The 21347-nt window shown below is 39.4% G+C and carries 22 protein-coding genes and 1 pseudogene; 13 read left to right on the forward strand and 10 right to left on the reverse strand.

The window, feature by feature from the left end; genetic code table 11:
- Positions 1 to 94 precede the first annotated feature (94 nt).
- The 6 genes from ACWYN3_RS01065 to ACWYN3_RS01090 all read left to right on the forward strand — a co-directional run bounded on the left by ACWYN3_RS01065 (position 95) and on the right by ACWYN3_RS01090 (position 8065).
- Positions 95 to 478 carry a PKD-like domain-containing protein gene (locus ACWYN3_RS01065; protein ID WP_456219479.1) on the forward strand — a complete coding sequence of 128 codons (384 nt, stop codon included), beginning with the start codon at positions 95 to 97 and terminating at the stop codon, positions 476 to 478.
- A gap of 128 nt (positions 479 to 606) precedes the next feature.
- Positions 607 to 1572, forward strand: a complete 966-nt coding sequence (locus tag ACWYN3_RS01070; protein WP_456219480.1) for a PKD-like domain-containing protein — start codon at positions 607 to 609, stop codon at positions 1570 to 1572.
- Positions 1464 to 4490, forward strand: coding sequence for a PKD-like domain-containing protein (locus tag ACWYN3_RS01075; RefSeq protein WP_456219481.1), 3027 nt, complete (start codon positions 1464 to 1466; stop codon positions 4488 to 4490). Before ACWYN3_RS01070 ends, ACWYN3_RS01075 begins: the two co-directional genes overlap by 109 nt.
- A 56-nt stretch (positions 4491 to 4546) precedes the next feature.
- The gene (locus tag ACWYN3_RS01080) at positions 4547 to 7048 is read left to right on the forward strand and encodes a DUF7507 domain-containing protein (protein ID WP_456219482.1); all 2502 of its coding nucleotides are present in this window, start codon (positions 4547 to 4549) and stop codon (positions 7046 to 7048) included.
- Between the two features lie 7 nt (positions 7049 to 7055).
- Complete coding sequence (locus ACWYN3_RS01085; protein WP_456219483.1) at positions 7056 to 7898, forward strand: PorP/SprF family type IX secretion system membrane protein; 843 nt, start codon at positions 7056 to 7058, stop codon at positions 7896 to 7898.
- Positions 7877 to 8065 (forward strand): type IX secretion system membrane protein PorP/SprF, encoded by a 189-nt coding sequence (locus ACWYN3_RS01090; RefSeq protein ID WP_456219484.1) that lies wholly within the window; start codon positions 7877 to 7879, stop codon positions 8063 to 8065. The genes ACWYN3_RS01085 and ACWYN3_RS01090 overlap by 22 nt, the downstream gene beginning before the upstream one ends.
- Positions 8066 to 8084: 19 nt before the next feature.
- On the opposite strand, the pseudogene ACWYN3_RS01095 reads toward ACWYN3_RS01090, so the two are convergent.
- From ACWYN3_RS01095 to ACWYN3_RS01105, 3 genes and pseudogenes are all read right to left on the reverse strand, one after another.
- A pseudogene (locus tag ACWYN3_RS01095) lies at positions 8085 to 8980 on the reverse strand (serine hydrolase domain-containing protein).
- Positions 8914 to 9444, reverse strand: a complete 531-nt coding sequence (locus ACWYN3_RS01100) for a hypothetical protein (protein WP_456219485.1) — start codon at positions 9442 to 9444, stop codon at positions 8914 to 8916. Before ACWYN3_RS01100 ends, ACWYN3_RS01095 begins: the two are co-directional and overlap by 67 nt.
- A gap of 47 nt (positions 9445 to 9491) precedes the next feature.
- Positions 9492 to 10115 carry an arylesterase gene (locus ACWYN3_RS01105; protein ID WP_456219486.1) on the reverse strand — a complete coding sequence of 208 codons (624 nt, stop codon included), beginning with the start codon at positions 10113 to 10115 and terminating at the stop codon, positions 9492 to 9494.
- 171 nt (positions 10116 to 10286) lie between these two features.
- On the opposite strand from ACWYN3_RS01105, the gene ACWYN3_RS01110 reads away from it, so the two are divergent.
- The 5 genes from ACWYN3_RS01110 (at position 10287) to ACWYN3_RS01130 (ending at position 14942) form a co-directional block, all read left to right on the forward strand.
- Entirely contained in the window at positions 10287 to 12161 is a 1875-nt protein-coding gene (locus tag ACWYN3_RS01110) for an ATP-binding cassette domain-containing protein (protein ID WP_456219487.1), read from the forward strand.
- On the forward strand, positions 12118 to 12492 hold the full coding sequence (locus ACWYN3_RS01115) for a hypothetical protein (protein WP_456219488.1): 375 nt from the start codon (positions 12118 to 12120) through the stop codon (positions 12490 to 12492). The genes ACWYN3_RS01110 and ACWYN3_RS01115 overlap by 44 nt, the downstream gene beginning before the upstream one ends.
- A gap of 41 nt (positions 12493 to 12533) precedes the next feature.
- The gene (locus tag ACWYN3_RS01120) at positions 12534 to 13562 is read left to right on the forward strand and encodes an ABC transporter permease (protein ID WP_456219489.1); all 1029 of its coding nucleotides are present in this window, start codon (positions 12534 to 12536) and stop codon (positions 13560 to 13562) included.
- Between the two features lie 81 nt (positions 13563 to 13643).
- Positions 13644 to 14006, forward strand: a complete 363-nt coding sequence (locus tag ACWYN3_RS01125) for a response regulator transcription factor (protein WP_456219490.1) — start codon at positions 13644 to 13646, stop codon at positions 14004 to 14006.
- A gap of 66 nt (positions 14007 to 14072) precedes the next feature.
- Positions 14073 to 14942, forward strand: a complete 870-nt coding sequence (locus ACWYN3_RS01130) for an aldose 1-epimerase family protein (protein WP_456219491.1) — start codon at positions 14073 to 14075, stop codon at positions 14940 to 14942.
- Here the strand turns inward: ACWYN3_RS01130 and ACWYN3_RS01135 are convergent.
- From ACWYN3_RS01135 to ACWYN3_RS01145, 3 genes are read right to left on the reverse strand one after another with little or no spacing between them, the layout of a single operon-like run.
- Positions 14937 to 15935, reverse strand: coding sequence for a CocE/NonD family hydrolase (locus ACWYN3_RS01135; RefSeq protein ID WP_456219492.1), 999 nt, complete (start codon positions 15933 to 15935; stop codon positions 14937 to 14939). The two genes, ACWYN3_RS01130 and ACWYN3_RS01135, sit on opposite strands and share 6 nt — an antisense overlap.
- On the reverse strand, positions 15935 to 16828 hold the full coding sequence (locus ACWYN3_RS01140) for a CocE/NonD family hydrolase (RefSeq protein ID WP_456219493.1): 894 nt from the start codon (positions 16826 to 16828) through the stop codon (positions 15935 to 15937). Before ACWYN3_RS01140 ends, ACWYN3_RS01135 begins: the two co-directional genes overlap by 1 nt.
- A gap of 22 nt (positions 16829 to 16850) precedes the next feature.
- Positions 16851 to 17243: a MerC domain-containing protein gene (locus ACWYN3_RS01145; protein WP_456219494.1), complete on the reverse strand. Its 393-nt coding sequence runs from the start codon at positions 17241 to 17243 to the stop codon at positions 16851 to 16853.
- A gap of 197 nt (positions 17244 to 17440) precedes the next feature.
- On the opposite strand from ACWYN3_RS01145, the gene ACWYN3_RS01150 reads away from it, so the two are divergent.
- Positions 17441 to 17605: a hypothetical protein gene (locus tag ACWYN3_RS01150; RefSeq protein WP_456219495.1), complete on the forward strand. Its 165-nt coding sequence runs from the start codon at positions 17441 to 17443 to the stop codon at positions 17603 to 17605.
- A gap of 8 nt (positions 17606 to 17613) precedes the next feature.
- On the forward strand, positions 17614 to 17907 hold the full coding sequence (locus tag ACWYN3_RS01155) for an ecotin family protein (protein ID WP_456219496.1): 294 nt from the start codon (positions 17614 to 17616) through the stop codon (positions 17905 to 17907).
- A 38-nt stretch (positions 17908 to 17945) separates the two neighbouring features.
- Here ACWYN3_RS01155 and ACWYN3_RS01160 read toward each other — a convergent pair whose 3' ends face one another.
- The 4 genes from ACWYN3_RS01160 to ACWYN3_RS01175 form a co-directional block, all read right to left on the reverse strand.
- Complete coding sequence (locus ACWYN3_RS01160; RefSeq protein ID WP_456219497.1) at positions 17946 to 18719, reverse strand: carbon-nitrogen hydrolase family protein; 774 nt, start codon at positions 18717 to 18719, stop codon at positions 17946 to 17948.
- A 212-nt stretch (positions 18720 to 18931) separates the two neighbouring features.
- A complete protein-coding gene (locus ACWYN3_RS01165) occupies positions 18932 to 20014 on the reverse strand; it encodes a glycosyltransferase family A protein (protein ID WP_456219498.1) in 1083 nt (360 codons plus the stop codon).
- Between the two features lie 18 nt (positions 20015 to 20032).
- The gene (locus ACWYN3_RS01170) at positions 20033 to 20332 is read right to left on the reverse strand and encodes a hypothetical protein (protein ID WP_456219499.1); all 300 of its coding nucleotides are present in this window, start codon (positions 20330 to 20332) and stop codon (positions 20033 to 20035) included.
- A 109-nt stretch (positions 20333 to 20441) separates the two neighbouring features.
- Positions 20442 to 21293, reverse strand: coding sequence for a hypothetical protein (locus ACWYN3_RS01175; protein WP_456219500.1), 852 nt, complete (start codon positions 21291 to 21293; stop codon positions 20442 to 20444).
- Positions 21294 to 21347: the final 54 nt, after the last annotated feature.

Below are 21347 nucleotides of genomic sequence, written 5' to 3' on the forward strand. Positions count from 1 at the left end.
TGCAAAAATATTTACAATTACCGTAAATCCAACAACTGTAGCAGATCAGCCAGCCAACGTAAAATACTGTAACCAGGTTAATACGGCTGCGATTGTGTTTACAGATAATGGTACTGGCAGTACTTACAGCTGGACAAATGACCATGATGAAATTGGTCTTCCTTTATCGGGTGCCGGTCAGTTACCATCATTCAAAGCTGTAAACAATACAAACAGGTCAATTGTGGCTACGATCACGGTTACGCCGATTTCATCTGAAGGCTGTGCCGGAACTGGAAAAACATTTACAATTACTGTAAATCCAACGGCGGTTGTCGATCAGCCTGGAAATGCAAGATACTGTAACCAGGCGAATACGGCTGCGATTGTGTTTACTGATAATGGTACTGGCAGTACTTATAGCTGGATAAATGATCATGCTGAAATCGGTCTTCCTTTATCAGGTCCACCGGTCAGGTTCCGTCTTTCAAAGCTATAAACACTACAAATAGCCCAATTGTAGCTACGATCACGGTTATACCGGCCTCATCTGAAGGCTGTGCTGGTACAGCAAAAACATTTACAATTACCGTAAATCCAACGGCTATAGTCGATCAGCCTGGAAATGTGAAATATTGTAACCAGGCGAACACGACTTCGGTTGTGTTTACGGATAACGGGACTGGCAGTACATACAGCTGGACCAATGATCATACTGAAATCGGTCTTCCTTTATCAGGTACTGGTCAGTTACCATCTTTCAAAGCTTTAAATACTACGAATAGCCCAATTGTAGCTACCATCACAGTTACGCCAGTTTCATTATCAGGTTGTGCAGGCGCTGCAAAAACATTTAAAATTACCGTAAACCCAACAGCGGTAGTCGATCAGCTAACCAGCGTAAAATACTGTAACCAGGCCAACACGACTCCGATTGTATTTACAGATAATGGTACTGGAAGTACTTACAACTGGACGAATGACCATGATGAAATCGGCCTTCCTTTATCGGGTACCGGTGAGGTTCCGTCTTTTAAAGCTATAAACAATACGAACAGCCCAATTGTGGCTACCATCATGGTTACCCCGGTTTCATCTGAAGGCTGTGCGGGAACTGCAAAAACATTTACAGTTACTGTAAACCCAACAGCGGTAGTCGATCAGCCAGCCAGCGTAAAATATTGTAATCAGGCATATACGACTGCGATTGTGTTTACAGATAATGGTACTGGCAGTACTTATAGCTGGACAAATGATCATGCTGAAATCGGTCTTTCTTTATCAGGTACCGGTCAGGTTCCCTCTTTCAAAGCTTTAAACAATACAAACAGCCCAATTGTGGCTACGATCACGGTTACCCCGGTTTCATTATCAGGTTGTGCGGGCGCTGCAAAAACATTTAAAATTACTGTAAACCCAACAGCGGTAGTCGATCAGCCAACCAACGTAAAATACTGTAATCAAGCCGTACAGCAGCTCCGGCAGTGTTTACAGATAATGGTACTGGTAGTACGTACAGCTGGACGAATGACCATGATGAAATCGGCCTTCCTTTATCGGGTACCAGTGCGGTTCCGTCTTTTAAAGCTATAAACAATACGAACAGCCCAATTGTAGCTACGATCACGGTTACACCGGTTTCATCTGAAGGCTGTGCGGGTACAGCAAAGACATTTACGATTACCGTAAACCCAACAGCGGTAGTAGACCAGCCTGGAAATGTAAGATACTGTAATCAGGTGAATACGGCTCCGGTTGTGTTTACAGATAACGGTACGGGTAGTAGGTACAGCTGGACAAATGACCATGCTGAAATAGGTGTTCCTTTATCAGGTACCGGTCAGGTTCCGTCTTTCAAAGCTTTAAACACTACGAATAGCCCAATTGTAGCTACGATCACGGTTACTCCGGTTTCATTATCAGGTTGTGCAGGAACTGCAAAAACATTTACGATCACCGTAAACCCAACAGCGGTAGTCGATCAGCCAACCAGTGTAAAATACTGTAATCAAGCCGTTACAGCTCCGGCAGTGTTTACAGATAATGGTACTGGCAGTACTTACAGCTGGACAAATGACCATACTGAAATCGGTCTTTCGGTATCAGGTACCGGTCAGGTTCCCTCTTTCAAAGCTATAAACAATACGAATAGCCCAATTGTGGCTATGATCACAGTTACCCCGGTTTCATCTGAAGGCTGTGCAGGTACAGCAAAGACATTTACAATTACTGTAAACCCAACAGCGATAGTCGATCAGCCTGGAAATGTAAGATACTGTAACCAGGTGAACACGGCTGCGGTTGTATTTACAGATAATGGTACCGGAAGCATTTACAACTGGACAAATGACCATGCTGAAATCGGCCTTCCTTTATCAGGTACCGGTCAGGTTCCGTCTTTCAAAGCTATAAATACTACGAACGGCCCAATTGTAGCTACGATCACGGTTACACCGGTTTCATCTGAAGGCTGTGCAGGAACTGCAAAAACATTTACGATTACTGTAAACCCAACGGCTATAGTCGATCAGCCAACCAGCGCAAAATATTGTAACCAGGCCAACACGACTCCGGTTGTGTTTACAGATAACGGTACTGGCAGTACTTACAGCTGGACAAATGACCATGCTGAAATAGGTCTTCCTTTGTCAGGTACCGGTCAGGTTCCCTCTTTCAAAGCTTTAAACACTACGAATAGCCCAATTGTAGCTATGATCACGGTTAAACCGGTTTCATCTGAAGGCTGTTCGGGAACTGCAAAAACATTTACAATTACTGTAAACCCAACGGCTATAGTCGATCAGCCAACCAGCGTAAAATACTGTAACCAGGCCATTACCGCTCCGGTTGTATTTACAGATAATGGTACTGGCAGTACTTATAGCTGGACGAATGACCATGATGAAATCGGACTTCCTTTATTGGGTACCGGTGCGGTTCCGTCTTTTAAAGCTATAAACAATACGAACAGCCCAATTGTAGCTATGATCACGGTTAAACCGGTTTCATCTGAAGGCTGTGCGGGAACTGCAAAAACATTTACAATTACTGTAAACCCAACGGCTATAGTCGATCAGCCAACCAGCGTAAAATACTGTAACCAGGCCATTACCGCTCCGGTTGTATTTACAGATAATGGTACTGGCAGTACTTATAGCTGGACGAATGACCATGATGAAATCGGTCTTCCTTTATCGGGTACCGGTGCGGTTTCGTCTTTTAAAGCTATAAACAATACGAACGGCCCAATTGTAGCTACGATCACGGTTACACCGGTTTCGTCTGAAGGCTGCGCGGGTACAGCAAAAACATTTGCAATTACTATAAACCCAACAGCGATAGTCGATCAGCCTGGAAATGTAAGATACTGTAACCAGGTGAACACGGCTGCGGTTGTATTTACAGATAATGGCACCGGAAGCATTTACAACTGGACAAATGACCATGCTGAAATCGGCCTTCCTTTATCAGGTACTGGTCAGGTTCCGTCTTTCAAAGCTATAAATACTACGAACGGCCCAATTGTAGCTACGATCACGGTTACACCGGTTTCATCTGAAGGCTGTGCAGGAACTGCAAAAACATTTACAATTACCGTAAACCCAACAGCGGTAGTCGATCAGCCAACCAGTGTAAAATACTGTAATCAAGCCGTTATGGCTCCGGCTGTGTTTACAGATAATGGTACTGGCAGTACTTACAACTGGACAAATGACCATGTTGAAATCGGACTTCCTTTATCGGGGACCGGTCAGTTACCATCTTTCAAAGCTTTAAATACGACAAACAGCCCAATTGTAGCTACGATTACGGTTACTCCGGTTTCATCTGATGGCTGTGCAGGTACAGCAAAGACATTCGCAATTATTGTAAACCCAACAGCTATAGTAGATCAGCCAACCAACGTGAAATATTGTAACCAGGCTACTACAGCTCCGGTTGTGTTTACAGATAATGGTACGGGCAGTACGTACAGCTGGACGAATGATCATGCTGAAATCGGTCTTCCTTTATCGGGTACCGGTCAGTTACCATCTTTCAAAGCTATAAACACTACGAATAGCCCAGTTGTGGCTACGATTACAGTTACCCCGCTTTCATCTGAAGGTTGTGCAGGAACTGCAAAGACATTTACAATTACTGTAAGTCCAACTGCAGTAGTAGACCAGCCCGGAAATGTAAGATACTGTAACCAGGTCAATACGACTGCGATAGTATTTACAGATAACGGTACAGGCAGTACCTACAGTTGGACCAATGACCATACTGAGATCGGTCTTCCGGTATCGGGTACCGGTCAGTTACCATCTTTCAAAGCGTTAAACAATACGAACAACCCAATTGTGGCTACGATTACTGTTACACCAACTTCCTCGGCAGGATGTAATGGTAAGCCGGTTAGTTTTACCATCACAGTTGACCCTACGGCTCATGTAGGTAAACCTGCTGATCAGATAATCTGCAATGGAGCAAATAAACTACAACTCCTATCATATTTAATGGCGGAATAACAGGAACGCCTGTAAACACAACCTATAAATGGACAAATGATCATGCTGAAATAAATTTGCCGGTTTCTGGTACAGGAGATATTCCAATTTTTACTGCAACAAATAGAACTGCTTTTCCTGTTATTGTAACAATTACAGTAATACCAGTTTCTCCATCAGGCTGTGAAGGAGCAGCTGAAATATTTACCATTACAATAAAACCAGATGTATTCCTTTCATTAACCTCTGGTACCAACAACCAATCTGCCTGTATCAATACATCAATTTCAAACATTGTATACACAGTAAACAATGGAACAGCCATTGCAACTAATCTTCCTCCAGGCTTAATCCAAAACTATTCAAACGGAATACTAACTATTAGTGGAGCTTCTTCACAATCAGGTTCATTCCTTTATACTGTAACCGCAACAGGTGATTGTGATTCTAAAAAGCTTCCTGGACAAATTGACGTATATCCAAATGCTGTTATGGATCTGACTTCTCCGACAGGAAGTGATCAACCAGTTTTATGTATTAATACCTCAATAGCCCCAATAGTTTACAAGATAACCAATGCTACAGGTGCAATAACATCATCTTTACCAGCTGGGCTGACAGGGAATTATAATTCAGCTACCAAAGAATTTACCATTACCGGGAACCCAACCTTATCCGGAACTTTCCCATACACTATAACCACTACGGGAGGATGCTCGTCTGTCATCCTTAATGGCATCATTAAGGTAAACCCAAATACAACCTTACAGTTAACATCTGCATCCTCAACTGTAAATCAAACATTATGCATAAACAGCAATCTGCAAACCATCACCTATCAAACTGCAAATGCGACTGGAGCTACAGTATCTGGTTTGCCGGCAGGAGTAACAGGAACCTATAATAACGGTCAGATCAATATTAACGGAAGCCCAACTCAGTCTGGAACCTTTACTTATACTGTGAACGCAACTGGTTTGTGTGTAACAGAACAACTTAACGGAACAATAACTGTTAACCCAAGCCCGATTGGCTTTAATGATTTGATCAGTAATCTGACCTGTACAAATAACAGTATTCAGTACAACCTGCAAGACAATGTCAACAATACTGCAAATGGAGGGAATTCAATTCCTTCTGCATTTACATGGACAGTCGCCCTAAATAACAATGTTAAAGGTCAGCGTAGCGGTTCTGGGAATAGTATCAGCGCGACTTTAGTTAACACAACTCATACTATTCAGCAAGTCATCTATACTGTAACCCCAACTTCAATAACAGGTGGCTGTCCTGGAAAGACCTTTACGATTACTGTTAACGTACCCGTTTGCAGCAGTCTGATAATCACAAAAACCGCAAATGTAAGTGTGGTTTCTGTGCCTGGCGATCAGATACAGTACATTATAACTGTGAAAAATACAGGTAATGCCAGTCATACCGATTTGCAGGTGACGGATCCGCTTTTGGGAGGCAGGTTAAGAGGTCCAGCCTACGGAGATAATGGAAATGGAATTCTTGAAGCCAATGAATCATGGGTATATACAGGAACTTACCGTGTTACCCAGACAGACATAGACGACAATGGAAAGCCTAATGCAAGATCCGGTAAAATTGTCAATACTGTAACTGTTAATACAGCCGAAGCACCAACACCATTAGCAGCTGTTGCAACTGTAGATATTGTTACTAAAGGCTCTATTGTATTGGTTAAAACCGGTGTAATGAGCGTTGATTTTTCTACGATTGTCTATACTTTCAAAATAACGAATACCGGAAGAGTAAAACTGTATAACCTGAATTTGATGGATACCAGAATTGGTGGAAAAATAGAATTGGGAACTAATGAAATTGCGGCAGGAGCTACCATTAATATTACAGCTACATACAGAGTTTCGGACGAAGAAAAGCGAGACGGAAGAGTTATCAATACCGCTACCGTTAGTGCAAAAACTCCTTCTGGTGACCCGGTCTCTGACATTTCAGGCACACAGGCAAATAATGATGATCCAACAGTTCATATCATTGTAGATGCGCCACAGGCGATAAATGACAGAGCAGAAGTTCAGATTAATCAGGTTGTTACGATCAATGTTGCAGGCAATGATTTGGCTTCACTCAACGGTCTGAACAAAGCCAGCATAGAAATCAGCAGCCCTCCATCAAATGGACAGATCGTTGTACATAGCGATGGAACCGTTACTTATACACCAGATAAGGGTTATTCAGGACAAGATGATTTTACCTACTATATCTATGACTCTAAGGCTGGTACCCCAAATAGAAGTAACAGAGCCGAGGTAAACATTAAAGTAATCCCAATTGAACTATTCATCCCAAATACTATCACCCCAAATGGAGATGGTAAAAATGATACATTCAAAATCATTGGAAGAGAAAGTTTCGACGGTATTGAACTATTGGTTTTCAACCGCTGGGGTAATGAAGTATATAAAAATGGCAACTATCTGGACGAATGGGATGGATCAGGATTAACAGACGGAACTTACTATTATATTATCACACTCAAAAAAGCCGGTAGTAAGGTGAATAAAAACGGCTGGATACTTATAAAAAGATAAACTAATAATGAAAAAATTGTATAAAATATTTCTGCTTATCTGCTCAACCGGCTTATTTACCGGTCAGGCCATTGCGCAGCAAAATATTCAATTTTCTCAATATATATTCAATACCTTAAGCGTCAATCCTGCATACGCTGGATATAAAGAAGAATGGTTTGCCCAGATGGCTCTGCGTAATCAATGGGTAGGAATAGAAGGTGCACCTAAGACCGGACAGATCTCCATTGATGGAATTCTTGACCCGCAGACAACTAAACATGGTGTGGGTGTGCAGATTACTTCTGATAAACTAGGTCCGCAATCCTCAAACTCAATCACTTTAAATTACGCATTCCGCATCCAGCTGGATGGAGCCGATACCCGTCGTTTAAGTTTTGGGCTAGGAGTAGGGGCGGCGCAATATGGTTTAAATGGAAGCGTACTGACCTCAGTAGATGGAGGAGATGGTACAATTCCAACAGGAGGTTCCAGTAAAATTACACCAGATTTCAGGGCAGGGATTTTCTATAGTACCCCGTACTGGTATGTAGGTATTTCTGCACTTAATCTCTTAAATAATACCAAATCTGTAGATGATTACAGAAGAAGTGCTGGAATTGCCGATAACATTACGCGTACCAGGCACATGTATTTTGTAGCGGGAGCACTGGTTAATGTTTCTACAGACCTCAGAATCAGGCCAAGTATGATGATCCGGGAAGATTTCAAAGGACCAACAAATGCCGATTTTAATATTATGGCCATATTCAACGATAAAATTTGGCTTGGCGGAGGATATCGTACAAGTATTAAAGCATTAAAAAAAAAGAATATCAGAATACCGATGTGGCCAGCCAGGCTGCACTGATTGGTATTGCCCAGTTTTATGTGAATGAACGTTTCAGAATAGGTTATTCTTACGATTATGCTGCAATCTCCAAACTCAACGGATATCAATCAGGAACACATGAAATTACTGTAGGTATTGCCTTTGGAAAAGCACCGAAATCATCCATCTGTCCGAGAGTATTCTAAAATATTAAAGAAAAAATGATTATTTGTTCTGAATAAGGTGTAAAAGGATTTCAAGTGCAAGGCTGTCAACATCTTTGCTGGAGTTACTCAATACAACGACGCCAATCTGTTTTTCTTTAGAAAAGCCACAAAAGCTTCTGAAACCTGCCGTTCCTCCGTTATGCCAGATAATAACGTCCTCGTTTAAAAATTGCACGATCCAGGCAAGTCCCCTGCCAAATCCAGGTTGAAGATCAGTTTCCTGATGAGATAATGAAATATCCTGATTATCATCCTCCATATTTGAATGGAGATAAGTTATCATGTCGTTTATATTTGATTTTAAACCACCGGCAGCTTTAAATGCTCCCATATCCCAATAGGCAACATCTTTACCCTCTTCATCACTATAGCCGTCGTAAGAAATGTCTTGTTTTTTTTGGGGACATCAAAGCTCGTATCTGTCATTCCGAGCGGTGCAGTAATAACCTCCTGAAGAAGATTCTGGAGTGGAACCTGATAAATATTTTCCAGGATGATCCCCAGGATAGCAAATCCAAGATTTGAATATTCAGATCTTAAGCCGGGAAGTTCATCAGGGATGAAATTTCTCAGATAATCATATATCATTTCTTTTGAATAATTCTGATACGGATTAGCTTCATCATAATCATCTTCTAAATCGGCCGGAAGGCCTGGTAACCCGGAAGTATGATTGCTGAGGTCTACTATTTTTATTGGAGTCCCCTCATATTGTAAATTAGGATAGTTACCGGGCAAATATTTTCTAATATCATCTTTCAGTTTGATTTTACCCTGATGAATTGCATGCGAGAGTATAATTGCGGTAAAGGTTTTAGAAATTGATCCTATCTCATAAAGTGAATGGCTATCCGGCAGGGTATTATTTCCACCTTTGTTTCCCCGTAAAAGAATGTTTCAGTATCAGTACCATTGACTATTCCGATACTCAAACCCCTGTTATCCGGATCTATAAGGTATTTGATGACCATTTTATCAATAAAGAGGTGCAATTTAGTTTGCCTGGGATTATTTGATTGGATTGTAAGCGGATCCCTGGGATTCAAAATTTCCTCATTTTTAGAAACCGGTTCCCATTCGTGATATGCAATAAGATTATCTGTTGTTATCATTATCTTTAATGATAATTCCCCATCTCTGAAATCTATGAGATATTCTGAAGTATTGTTATCGTTAGCAATCTGTTTCCAATATACCACCTTCCCCAGAACTCTTTTTATCTCATTCTTATAGAAGTGTATAACTGATTCTTCCGTAAAAACCTCCTGAAATTCAGGAGAGAATAAGGTGTATATTTTGGAAAACTGATCAGTATTATAAAATTCTACCAGCCGGCTAATGATGAGGTTCGGATCCATATGATTTAAATTTGAATTTAAATTGTTTCCATCTATATGATTACAGCTCAGGCTGTAATTTTTAACCATACATTTTCTGCTACTATCTTGTGGCCTGCAGGTGTTGGATGTATTCCGTCTTTCTGATTTAAACTGGCAATCCCACCCACATCTTTTAATAGGAAAGGAAGAAAATCCATATTGTTTTTCTTTGCCAGTGCAGGAAATATAGCAGCAAAAGAGGTTGTATATTTTTCTCCCATGCTAGGAGGCATTTGCATTCCTGCGAGCAAGAGTTTAGCTCTTGGATATTTCTTTTTTACCTGATCAATTACCGCTTGCAAATTAGCTGTTGTTTCTTTCACAGGAATACCTCTCAAACCATCATTAGAGCCTAACTCTAAAACAAAAATATCTACTGGCTGCTTCAATATCCAACTAATACGACTTTTTCCAGCTGCCGAAGTTTCACCACTTAAACCTGCATTAACAACCTTATAAGGCAAGTGTAAGGAATCAATTTTTTGTTGTATCAATGCTGCTGGGAAAGCTTGTTCCGGATTTACACCCAGTCCGGCTGTCAGGCTCGTTCCGAAGAATAAAATATGTTTAACCGATCCTTGTTTTCCTGAGGGTACTGTTTGTACAGAATCTTTAGGTGTTACCGCAGTTTTGTCCGTCTTACTATCCATATTCCCACAACTGGTTAGTATACAAACGCAAATTATTAAAATGATGTAATCGTAACGTAACTTATTGCTCTTCATCTTACAAAGGGATTGGTTTTTGATATATTTATACAGTAACATAATATCTATTCTTACGTCAAATATCAGTAAATATCATCATTTAACCTTATTTCTTTGGAAACCATATTAAACTTAAAAGACGTTAGTAAACAATATAAAAGCGCAGATTCTTCACTTACTATACTTGATCATATCAATTTCTCTATACAAAGAGGATCTACTGTAGCTATTACTGGTCCTTCGGGTAGTGGAAAAACTACCTTATTAGGATTATGTGCAGGTTTAGACCGGGCAACCTCGGGTAGTGTAGAGTTAAACCACGTCGTATTGGATCAGCTCTCAGAAGATGATCGTGCAGCTGTACGTAACCGTTATGTAGGTTTTATTTTTCAGAATTTTCAATTGCTGCCGACACTTACTGCGATAGAAAACATTATGGTTCCGCTTGAACTGAGAGGCGAAAAGAATATCCGTCCAAGGGCTATGCAATTATTAGATAAAGTCGGCTTAACGGATCGGGCAAATCATTACCCTGTACAACTTTCCGGAGGTGAACAGCAACGAATTTCTTTAGCAAGGGCATTTTCCAATACTCCTGCTATTTTATTTGCCGATGAACCAACAGGAAACCTTGATGGCGAAACCAGCGAAAAAGTGATTCGGCTTCTTTTTGATTTAAATAAAGAGGCAGGCACTACACTGATTATTGTAACGCACGATTTGGAACTGGCATCCCGTACTGACAGAACTATCAGGTTGAAAGGCGGAGTAATTATAGCTGATGAACAAAGACTTATGCCTGATCAACAAGCTGCTTTCCTGAAAAATGTTCCCGTTTCATGGTTATTTAAAATGGCCTGGCGTGACAGCCGTAAAAACCGCTCAAGACTATTCCTTTTTACCTCGTCCATCATCTTAGGTATTGCTGCCCTTGTAGCTGTGTATTCATTTGGTGACAACTTACAACGTGATATTGATGAACAAGCCAAAGCCCTGACAGGGGCAGATTTGATAATTGATAGTCGTAAGGCTATCAGTGTACCAGTAATGGCTATGCTAGACACTTTAGGTGATCAGCAGGCAAAGGAACAGAGTTTTCCTTCTATGCTCTATTTTATCAAAGGGCAGGGTAGCCGTTTAGTTCAGATCAAAGCGCTGGAGGGAAAATATCCTTTTTACGGAGACATTGAAACGACCCCGAAAAGAGCAGCTAAAATCTGGGATCAGGGCAGAAATGCATTGGTTGATAAAACAGTCATGCTGCAATTTAATGCCAGACCTGGAGATTCTATCCAGGTGGGTAAAGTTAATTTTGCTATTGCAGGGTATTTAGATCAGGCTCCCGGACAAATCGGGGTTATGGCTTCTATTTCGCCTGTCGTTTATATTCCTTTTAAATATCTCCCACAAACCGGGCTGGCCCGGTTCGGCAGCCGGATCCATTATTCTTATTATTATAAATTTAACAAGCAAGCTGACATTCCGGTTTTACTAAAAAAGATTCAGCCTGTTTTGGATAAAGAAGGTCTTGGTCAGGAAACAGTTGCCTCTAAAAAACAAAATACAGGCCGTGCATTTCAAGATCTTAACCAGTTTCTTTCTCTTGCCGGTTTTACTGCCCTGTTACTAGGCTGTATCGGGGTAGGAAGTGCTATTCATGTTTATGTCAATGAAAAATTAGCTGCGATTGCTACTTTGCGCTGTCTTGGCATAAGTGCCTGGGAAGCATTCTTTATCTATCTGATCCAGCTCACTTTTATCGGGTTTGCCGGTGCAATTGCAGGAGCTGCAATTGGGTACAGGGCTGCAATTTTTATTGCCCTATGTAATGAAAGATTTTCTGCCAGTAGATTTTACGATGCAGATTTCATGGATGGCAATTCTGCAAGGGGTTATTACGGGTGTAGTCATTGCCATACTTTTCGCTTTACCTTCTTTACTTTCTGTGCGCAGGGTATCTCCGCTAAATGCGATAAGACTATCATTTGAACAATCAAAAGGAAAAGCTGATCCGCTAAGAATGACAGTTTATCTGATTATCTTTTTATTTGTATTAGGTTTCACCTATTTACAGATGAACAGCTGGTTACAGGCAATCGTCTTTTCGGTAAGCCTTGTGATCATTATATTGATATTTTATGGGTTATCTGTTTTACTATTAACGCTGCTAAAGAAAGTACTTCCTTCTGGAATAGCCTATACCTGGCGCCAGGGGTTTTCTAATTTATACCGGCCTGGTAATCTGACGCTCATGCTAATTGTTGCAATTGGCTTATCCACCACATTAATGCTACACTGTATTTTGTCCAGGGAATCCTGATTAATAAGGTTACTTTATCGTCGGGAAAAGTTCAGCCGAATATGGCACTTTTTGATATTCAGAGCGATCAGGTAAAGGCAGTGAATACGCTCGCCAGACAATATCATTTACCCTTAATGAACCAGGTTCCTGTAGTGACCATGCGTTTGGAAGAAATTAACGGTAAAACTGCTTCACAGCTGGCATTGGCCGATAGTTTGAAAAATAAGCGTCCCGCAGAAAGCAAAAAACGGGAAACATCTGCTTCTGCTTTTAAAAATGAGATCAGGGCCAGTTATCAAACTAAATTAACCAGTGCAGAAAAAATTACAGGCGGAGCCTGGGTTGGTCAGGTGAAATCTCCTGGTGATCAGGTCTATATTTCTTTAGATGAACGTTATGCAGAACGTATAGGTGTTAAAATAGGAGATAAAATGCTTTTTAATGTACAGGGAATGATGATTTCTACTGTGATCGGAAGTTTAAGAAGTGTAGAAGGGGGTAGGGTACAAACTAATTTTCGTGTCATATTTCCGGCTGGTATTTTGGAAGATGCACCGCAATTTCATGTGCTGATGACTAAAACACCTGATGCTAAAGTTTCTGCACAATTTCAGGCAGCTATAGTCCGGAATTTTCCAAATATTTCAGTAATTGATTTGGGGCTGGTTTTACAAGTATTGGATACACTGTTAGGTAAAATCAGCTTTGTAATTCGTTTTATGGCTTCTTTTAGTATTATTACAGGCTGGATTGTTTTGATTTCTGCTGTTCGCAGTAGTAAAAATCAAAGACTTCGGGAAATTGTATTGTTGAGGACGCTTGGGGCAAAAGGCAGACAAATCCTTTCGATTACTGCTGTTGAATATCTGTTTTTAGGTTTACTTGCTGCGCTTGCAGGAGTGATCATAGCAATGGGAGCAAGCTGGGCACTGGCGGTATATCTTTTCGGAACCAGTTTTACCCCAAAGTTTTTTGATGTGCTGATTTTGCTCAGTTCGGTGACCATGATTGTAGTAATTACAGGAATGCTGAGTAGCAGAGGAGTCCTGAAGCATCCACCTTTAGAAGTCTTAAGAAAAGATAATTAGGATAAAATGTGATAGAACCATACAAATCGGAACAATGTTTGCATATTGCTAAAAACTTAGACAATCACCATTAGAACAATTATGAAGAAAAGAATACACGTTCTCGAAGACGATCAGGATATCAGATATATTATAGAGTTTTTATTAAAAGATGAAGGTTATGATTTACAACTGTCATCTACTTTTGCTGAACTAAAAGGCAAGCTAAATGACGCCCTGCCAGATTTGTTTATTATTGATGTGATGTTACCTGATGGAAATGGAATTGAAATCTGTGAAGATTTGAAAACGGACATTTTCACTAAACACATCCCGGTTATTGTGATGTCTGCTAATCCAGATAGTAAAGAAAAAAGTGTTACTGCTGGTGCTGATGCTTATATCAGTAAACCATTTGATCTGGATTATGTAGTTAAAAGAATAGAAAGATTATTAGTTAAATAAGAAAATATATTTGGCTGTTTAAATTCAACAGCTAAATATTAAACGCCTTTTGTCTAAATTTATCAAATGATGATTTTACTGGAAAACGAGAATATCAAAGTGTCTGTTGCGGCAAAAGGTGCAGAATTACAAAGTATTAAAAGTAAACTTACTGAGCTCGAATATTTATGGAAGGGCGATCCGGCTTACTGGGGCAAATTTAGTCCCGTACTTTTTCCTATCGTAGGTGGATTAAAGAACAATACCTATTGTATCGGAGATCAGTCTTATCAGCTTCCCCGCCATGGGTTTGCCAGGGATCTTGAGTTTGAGGTTCAAAAAATCAATGATGCGGAAGCTTTATTCACACTTTCTCATAACGAGGAAACACTAAAAATTTATCCTTTTGAATTCCAGCTCAGTTTACGCTATAAACTTTCGGGTGCGTCAGTTTCCTGCACTTATGAAGTGAATAATCCGGGAGATAAGGATCTTTTGTTTTCTGTTGGAGCACATCCGGCATTCGCTGTGCCTTTAATACCAGGTACGTTATATGAAGATTACTATCTGGATTTTGCGCAGGATGAATCGCTGAATATTCATAAGATAGAAGACAACCTGATCAGTGATCAAACCTTAATCATACAATTAAACGACCGTAAGCTAAGCTTACAGCATGAACTGTTTTATAACGATGCTTTAGTTATGAAAGACCTGAAAAGTACCTCAATTCAGATCAGAAATACTAAAAACCAGCACGGGCTTAACTTCCGTTTTATTGATTTTCCTTTTTTTGGTATCTGGGCAGCTAAAGATGCAGATTTCGTTTGCTTAGAACCCTGGTGTGGCATTGCTGATGGTATTCATCATAACCAGCAACTTAGCGATAAAGAAGGTATACAATCTTTATCGCCAGGTCTTGACTGGAAACGTAGCTGGGAAGTAGAGGTTTTATAACACGCTAACTTTTAGGGTCGAAGCCTGACCCTTTTTGAAATATACACGGTGGGTTGCTTTCTGAAAATCAGCCTCCGTGGCTTTATAAATATTAACAAACTTTTGTGGATTGCGGTCAACCAGCGGGAACCAGGAACTTTGAACCTGTACCATGATTTTGTGTCCCTTTTTAAAGCAATGTGCTGCATCCTGCATATCAAATTTAACCTCAGTTACTTCACCTGGAACCAGAGCCTCAGGATTTGAAAAACTATTTCTAAACTTAGATCGCATCACTTCACCACGTACCAATTGCTGAAAACCACCCATTTTGGTTTCATGATGAGGACTGTCATTTGGTGCATCGCCCGGATATACATCAATCAATTTGACAATAAAATCGGCATCTGTACCTGTTGTAGAAACAAATAAATCTGCCAGAAGATGACCCGAAATTACCACATCATTTTCCAGTATAGCTGTCTGATAAACCAATACATCCGGTCTGTTTGCTGCAAAGCGCTGATCTTCATACATAAAATCACTGCCCCTGTCAATTCTTATTTCGCTGGTATATGGAACCGGTTTGTCAGGATCACTGATAAACTCATCGTATTCCTTTGAACTGGTTGCAGGCTGTTCAAAGGATAACTTTCCATCAGGATGGAAATACAGACGCTGTTCCCTTGCTTCAACCGGTGGCCATGCCGTATATTTTTTCCATTGATTTGAACCCGTTTCAAATATCGTGGCTTTTGGCAGATCAGGGTTTATAGTCCCTTTCAGATAATGGTTGAAAAAAGCAAGTTCGATCTGTTCCCTGTAATACGGGCCGGTCTCAGAATGGAAACGTATATTACCTAAAAAGTCATTGTTACCTTTTGTCCAGCTTCCATGTGTCCATGGCCCCATCACAAGGTAATTTGGCGCTGCTGGTTTATTCTTTTCAATACCCGCAAATGTTTTCAAAGGCCCGTATAAATCCTCCTGATCGAACCATCCGCCAACAGTCATCACTGCGGGTTTAATATTTTTGAGAGATGAGGAACTGGTGTGCGTGAAGCCCAGAAATTATCATAGGTTTCATTGTCTACCATCTCATTCCAGATCGGGTTTTTTCTTTTAAAATACTTCTCGTTTACATTTTTTAAAGGTCCCAGGTTTTTATAGAATTCATAAGCATCAGGGGTACCGTATGCTGTAAATGGAACTGCATGGTTTGGTGTCGGTTCTGGTCTTGGCGTACCATAATAAGATAAAAAGGAGAACGTCCCCATCAGGAAAAATGCACCATTATGATGGCGGTCATCACCCATAAACCAGTCGGTTACCGGAGCCTGGGGTGAAGCTGCTTTTAATGCAGGATGAGAATCAATGGTTGTCATCGTGGTATAAAAACCCGGAGCAGAAATCCCCCAGGTTCCAACCTTTCCATTATTTCCGGATACATTTTTGACCAGCCAGTCTATTGTATCGTAACTATCGGAACTTTCATCTATATCCGTCTTTTTCTTCTTGTGCGCAAGATAAGGGGGGGTTGCTACAAATTCTCCTTCGGACATATATCTGCCTCTTACGTCCTGGTAAGCAAAGATATATCCATCTCTCGCGAAGACCATAGAAGGGCCTAAGACTGGTCTGTACAATTCCGGGCCATAAGGACCTACGCTGTAAGGTGTACGTTGATACATTATTGGATATTTTTTTGTCATATCCTTTGGAATGTAAAGTACCGTAAACAGCTTTACGCCATCGCGCATAGGAATCTGTTTCTCGATTTTTGTATAATGAGTCCTGATATAGATTTCATCATCAGCATTGACAGCCGGCTTTTGGGCAGAAGTTCCAAAAGATAACATCGCAATTGCAGCTGATAAAATGTAAGTTTTCTTGGCTAAAGATTTCATGCGGCAAAATAAACAAAATCTACTATTTATGATCATGTGAACAAGATCTGTTTAATCTCCAGTTGACCAGGTGGGCGGCCGCAACGGTAAACCCGCCCAGAGGAATAAGTATGGGTTCTAAACTGTGAATTCCTGAGAAATGGCCAAAGGCTATGAGGGCAAAACCGGTAAACAAGACAAAAAATGGGAGTGACTTATGATGTTGTTTCCGATAAGACATAGTTAAAGAAAGTGTTCCCAAAAAGACAGATACGATGATCATCGAGATTTCTACCCATTCATTGCTTAAAAATTCGAGACCTAAAAGTGGGAGGGCAGTTAAAAATATTGGGACTAAAGCACAGTGAATAGCACATAAAGTAGAAGCAGTCATTCCAAGACGATCAAGATGCTGAGAGGTTTTTGATAGGGCCATATACGTGAAAATTAATGAATGATATAAAAAGTATATAAATGACTACAAATATAAAAGCAACTGTATTGCGTTTGGTGTGTGGTATGTCATTTTTGTGTTTAATGTCATTCCAATGAGAATAGATATCATTTATTGATGATATGACGCTTCTGGCATCTTTCTTGTAAGTAGAATTCGATAAATTAAAATATAATATTATGAAATTACTGCTCGGAATCGTATTCGGATTAATTACTACAACAACTCTTTCATTTGCTCAGGACAAACAAAATCTAAAAATCTACCCGGAACCTAAAGAAGGTTTTCAGCGGTCGGTTATTCAGGTAACTAAAAAAAAAAAAATGAAGAAGATTATAAAGTAGAAATCATAGTGGGTAAAACGGTGAAAGTAGATTGCAATATTCACAATTTGATGGGGAAATTTGAAGAGAAAGATTTAAAAGGATGGGGCTATACTTATTTCGAGTATAATTCTGACGGGAATACTGCGTCTACAAGGAGAGGATGTCCTGATAGAGTTTTAAAAGACAAATTTGTTTACAATACGGAATTGACCCGTTATAATAGCAAGTTGCCAATTATTGTTTATGCACCTAAAGGGTTTCAGGTAAAATATAAGATCTGGACCAGAAGTCAGAAGCAAGTTGACGCAATAGTTAAATAAGAATTTACACGAATTCCCTTTAGAGATAAAGGGAATTTTTAAATCTTTTTGCCAGTAAAGCCTGTAGCCAGATCAGGGTCAATATCTGCAATGATTATTCCTGCTCTTCCATATGGCTTGTATACCATACAAGTTCCATCAGGTGCTATTACCGAGCTTGCCGATTCAGCATAAAGAGAGGCGAAATTTGAACTTGCAAAATAAATGGTGTTTTCCATTGCCCTCATCATCATTGCTTTTTCGTAATAAGGGTTTTCTTTTGCACCCCATTCTGTAAGCTTGATGCCATCCGTGTTACTGCCACTAAAATGTGGATGAAATACTATTTTAGCATCATTTTGTGCTGCCCATCTTACTGATTCGGGATAACGGAATCCTTCATGACAAATAGTAATTCCAAATTTTACGCCGCTCACTTCGAAGATTTTACGCTCCTTACCCGGAATCCAGATCTTATCCTCTGAAGGGTCTAACTGATTCTTTGCCTGATAACCTAATATTTCGCCGGTATTTGATACAACATGGGCAATGTTCAAAATTCCATCCGTATGGTACCAGTCCATAGGTATAATAATGGCAATCGCATTTTCGGCGGTAATTTCACATACTTTATTTAAAGCTGCCTGTAGCTTTTCAGCTGAACGATCTTCAGGCTCATACCCCATTCCCGGGTAACCCGGAATATATGATTCAGGGAAACAGATAATTTCTGCCTGTTCCTGAGCCGCTTCTTTAACCAGTTTTTCAAGCCAGTACAGGCCATCATTTATAGATTTTGGGAATGGGGGGGAAGCTATAGCTATTCGTATCATGTTTAGCAAATATGGCTAAAACGCTATAAATAAGCTAGTACAAGAGCAAATTATACGGAATTATTTTTTTGCCTATATTTTCCTAAACTCAAATGGAAAAGCTGAGCCTTGATAACATAAGCTAGAATGCTCTAAATTCAATTTCCCTGATTTGATTAGTTCAAAGTCTGTATTCCATAAACGCAATAAGCTCCTTCTAATGTCCGAACCAATCATTGTGTTAGGGGATGTAGTAAGGGAATTTGGATCGTTTTTCTGATATAAAGAAATTCATCTACATTTTTAATATTCTTTATGATAAAAAAACTATAAAGTAAAAATTTAGTATCATTTCCAAAAGTTCTTTCCTGCGAGAGTTTATTACATTCATAAAATATTTTTCTGTCAATAGCAGATGCCGGGTGAAGTAATGAATGCCATGGACCATCTTTTAATGCAGCTGTTACGTCGATAGGATACCTTACTGCCAGGACAGTTTTAGTGTAATAATCCATTCTTAATTCATGAGACCCACATAATTCACAATCATTGTCGTACATGTAATTGGATATTATTTCAAATCTATCAGCACATGGCAAATCATCTGAGTCTTGAAAATAAATCAACTTATTTTTTCCCTCATCAATCAGGGTGTTTCTAATCACGTATGGTCCGACTGGTGTTGGACTAAAGTTGTAAAATGAAATTTTACGGTTATTAGTTATTATTTCAGCTATCTCCTTATCTATTATCTGGTCGAGACCAACATATCCTGCCGTTCCTTTAATATAACTTAGATAATGCAAGACATTCTTCAGATATAACTTATTCCCCAAGTGCGGTATAACCACATCGCAATCGTTATTTGGCACTGAGTGTTTTAATATAAAAGGGAGTTGTTTTACTAAGACCCTGTCAAAATTACTGCTTTCCATTGTAGTACGCTCTAACAACATAAAAAGTAATTCAGTAGGCTTAGCAGTTACGCTCCTGATTGAACTAAATACTTCTCTAAAAATGTTGAGGTTGCAGCAAAAAGAACTAACACGTTCGTCTTCACTTGCAGTTTCTATAGGTGCATTTTTTTTAGGTGTCAGAATAATGAGTGTCCTATCATTCTTACTTAGAATAATCTCCAAAGACTCTTTCAAGCAGTCAATATCTGGAATAAAGGAATTATCTTCAAACCTCAAAAATAACAGGTAATCATCGTCATTTTCAACTTCGAGCTGCAGAATGTGTTTTGGAACGTGCTTTTCTAAACTTTGCTTTTTCCAGGTAATCACATTATAGTAACCATTTAAATTCTGTTCCATATGATGTTATCTCCCTTCCTAAATAATTGTTCCTATTTTGATTTTCCTTAAAACGTGATAACAGCAAATCTGCTTTCTTCTTTCATAGCTCAGCTGTCTGATCAAATCAAATTGTTGATTAGTGAATAGTTCACTTTCCCGATGTAGTAATACCGCCCCTCTGGTGTATGCAAATAATTTGAAAACAGTCTCGAAATATAAATCCCGAACAACAACATGATATTTACTTGCAAAATCGACAAGTAAAAAGTGCTTGATTAAGTTTATGATCAATTGATTGCTATCCTCTCCTGAATAGGTGATAACGGGGTATTCCATTCTTTTTGCATTATTTCTAACTAGGTTTATATGTTCATTTTTAAAGATGGACATATAAAATACAAACGCCTTGTAGAATGGGTAATTTTCAAATAGACTGTTTTCTATGCTATATGCATGTACCCCAAAGTATGTACCCCAAAGTATTTTCAAAATATATATTAAGCCAGGCACAAATAATTGGACCGTATTTATGGTCATCTACATATCCAGATGTTTGAAAGCCTTTTCTATATTCTGGATGGAATCCGGTAAAATTAGCCTCAATAACATAGTAGCGATTTTCAGGTGTAAGGGCGATATCCCAGGCGATTAAAGTACCGCTAAGAATCGAATTATGTATTTTCGTAAGGATCTCATTTAAAAAATCATTTAAACCCTGATGATAAGGAGCTTGGTTTCCCCCATGAGACACGTAAGATAAACCAGGAATGATGTCTTTAGAAAACGTATGAACTCTAAATTCTGTTTTTATGCAGATCTTTTTTTGAATCATATGGTTTTCATACTGTCTGGTGCATACAGTTGGTAACAATGCTATGAGTTCAAAATCAGCTGTTTTATCCCAACTTTGGGTTGCATATGAAGCATCCCCTAATGTTGCTTTCAAAAAATAACCTTGTGAGAATAAAGTTCTAATCCTTTGGATACCATCCTTTTGATTTATGAGTGTAGAAAACGGGAGTGTGGAGGGCATACAGTCTGGAGCATAGTAATGCAATATTGCATACTGTATATATTTATTTTCCAACCGCCATTTCAGTACATAAGACTCCTCAATATTTAATTGATAAAGTATTGCTCTAATGAAAAGTGCACCATAATTGCCCGATAAATCATTTAATAGCCATTCTTCAGGCCTTAATTCAAAAGCACTATTCTCTGTCTTACTTCTGATCAGCTGTGGATCTGCAGTTTCGATTTCTTTGATCAGATCATAAAGATCAATCCAGGTGTTCATGGCAATTTCTTTAAAATTCCTGCAACTAAATGTTGCAGGATTCGGTTTGATTTG

This window comes from Pedobacter sp. NJ-S-72, from assembly GCF_053890575.1.